This window comes from Kitasatospora sp. NPDC093550 (assembly GCF_044764985.1).
Taxonomy (GTDB): Bacteria; Actinomycetota; Actinomycetes; order Streptomycetales; family Streptomycetaceae; genus Kitasatospora.
In genome coordinates, this window is record NZ_JBIWJF010000074.1 from 1 (window position 1) to 2,316 (window position 2,316).

At 71.2% G+C, this 2,316-nt stretch carries 2 protein-coding genes; both read right to left on the minus strand.

Annotated elements, in window-relative coordinates:
- Window positions 1-127 precede the first annotated feature (127 nt).
- Entirely contained in the window at window positions 128-358 is a 231-nt protein-coding gene (locus tag ACIRD3_RS40470; RefSeq protein WP_402227133.1) for a hypothetical protein, read from the minus strand.
- Window positions 359-908: 550 nt separating this feature from the next.
- Window positions 909-2,225: a UDP-N-acetylglucosamine 1-carboxyvinyltransferase gene (murA, locus tag ACIRD3_RS40475; RefSeq protein WP_402227135.1), complete on the minus strand. Its 1,317-nt coding sequence runs from the start codon at window positions 2,223-2,225 to the stop codon at window positions 909-911.
- Window positions 2,226-2,316 lie beyond the last annotated feature (91 nt).

Consider the following 2,316-nt stretch of genomic DNA (forward strand, 5'->3'; position numbering starts at 1 on the left):
CACGGTGGCCAAAGGCCCCCCAGGGGCCGACGCCACCGAGACGGTGAACGCCACCGGGCCACAACACAGCCGCCCCCGCAGGGGGCGACCGCTTCCTCGAAGCGGGGCCCCGAAGGACCCCGCCGACTCAGTCGGCAGCCCGCCGCAGCAGCTCCTCGTCGGCCAGCGCGGCGACATCGTCCGGCGTCGCCACGGTCCCGTCCGTGAGGACGAGGGGGAGGTTCGCGGCGTCCCACGGCGCGAGGTCGGCGCCTGAGGCGTCGCAGTCGGGGCACAGCCACATGCCCTCGACCAGCGCCATCTGCGCGAAGGGGACGGGGCAGCCGCAGTCGTTGAAGGGGGTCGTGTACGTGGTCATGGTGGGCTCCTCGAGGTCTGCGGGTGGGTGCCGGTGGGGTGCCCGCTGGCGGGGTGTTCCGGCAAGGGCTGCCACGCAGACGCAATAGGGCGGGGGCGCAACCGAGGGACCCGGACGGCCAAGATCTTTTGCGACGCTGGCGAGGGCCCAAAAGGGGCGATAGCCCGGCCCTCGCCCGACGCAAAAGATCTTGGCCGGGAGGATCAGGCCCTCGGTTGCGCCCCCGACCGCGTCTGCGAGCCTGACCCGGCCGGAACACCACGCGGGCACCCCACCGGCACCCACCCGCAGACCACCACCCGCCCCCGCTCCCGAGCCCCCGAACCCACGCCCGGCACACCAACGGATGACGCACCGGGGACGCCGCCCACCACCGCACGACGGCAACAGACCCACCCAGGTGGGCAAGCCCCACCAGCGCAGTCTCGTCGGCCACCCCCGCCCAGGCCCGTTCCCGCGGCACGCGCTTGAACAGTCTCGATCCCCGTCTGCCCCGGTCCGGGGCAGGGATCCGGTGGGCCTGGGATGTCCCGGGCCCACCGGATCCGGCTCAGTCGGTGATCATCTCGGCGTCGGCGCCGAGGTCGCGCAGCTTCTCCATGAAGTTCTCGTAGCCGCGGTCGATCAGGTCGATACCGTGAAGGGTGGAGGTGCCCTCGGCCGCCAGCGCCGCGATCAGGTAGGCGAAGCCGCCGCGCAGGTCGGGGACGTGCAGTTCTCCGCCGATCAGCTTGGACGGGCCGGAGACGACCGCCGAGTGCGTGTGGTTCGTCCGTTCGAAGCGGCACGGAGAACCGGTCAGGCACTCGTTGTAGGGCTGGATGTGCGCGCCCATCTGGTTCAGCTCGCCGGTGAAGCCGAGCCGCGACTCGTACACCGTCTCGTGGACGATGGACAGGCCGGCGGCCTGGGTCAGCACGACCAGCAGCGGCTGCTGCCAGTCGGTCTGGAAGCCCGGGTGCACGTCGGTCTCCAAGACGATCGCCTTGAGCTCGCCGCCCGGGTGCCAGAAGCGGATGCCCTCGTCGTCCACCTCGAACGCGCCGCCGACCTTCCGGAAGGCGTCGAGGAAAGCCATCATCGGCCACTGCTCGGCGCCCTTGACGTAGATGTCGCCCTTGGTGGCCAGCGCCGCGCAGGCCCAGGAGGCCGCCTCCAGGCGGTCCGGCAGCGCGCGGTGGTTGTAGCCGTTCAGCTCGTCCACACCGGTGATCAGGATGGTCCGGTCAGCGCCCATGGTGATGATCGCGCCCATCTTCTGCAGGACGCAGATCAGGTCGACGATCTCCGGCTCGGCGGCGGCGTTGCGCAGCTCGGTGACGCCCTCGGCGAGGACGGCCGTGAGCAGCACCTGCTCGGTCGCGCCGACCGACGGGTAGGGCAGCTCGATCTTGGTGCCGCGCAGGCGCTGCGGGGCGACCAGGTAGGTGCCCTGCGGGTGGTTCTCGATGGTGGCGCCGAACTGGCTGAGCACCTCGAAGTGGAAGTCGACCGGGCGGCCGCCGATGTCGCAGCCGCCCAGGCCGGGGATGAAGGCGTGGCCGAGGCGGTGCAGCAGCGGGCCGCTGAACAGGATCGGGATCCGCGAGGAGCCAGCGTGGCCGACGATGTCCTCGACGTTCGCGTTCCTCACGTGCGAGGCGTCGAGGATCAGCCCGCTGTCGTCCTGGTGGACGGTGACCCCGTGCAGCCGGAGGAGGCCGCTCACCACGTGGATGTCGCGGATGTCCGGAATGTTGGTGAGGTGGCTGACGCCCTGCCCAAGCAGGGCGGCGACCATGGCCTTGGGGACGAGGTTCTTCGCACCGCTGACGCGGACCTCGCCTTCGAGCGGGTTTCCGCCGTGGACCATCAGGCGCTGAGTCATATGGTTCTCCCTGGTGGGTGGCCGGGAGGGGTGGCCGCCTGGTTGGCGGTCGGGGTTGGTGGGGCCCCTTTCCGGCGCGGGGCACCAGCGC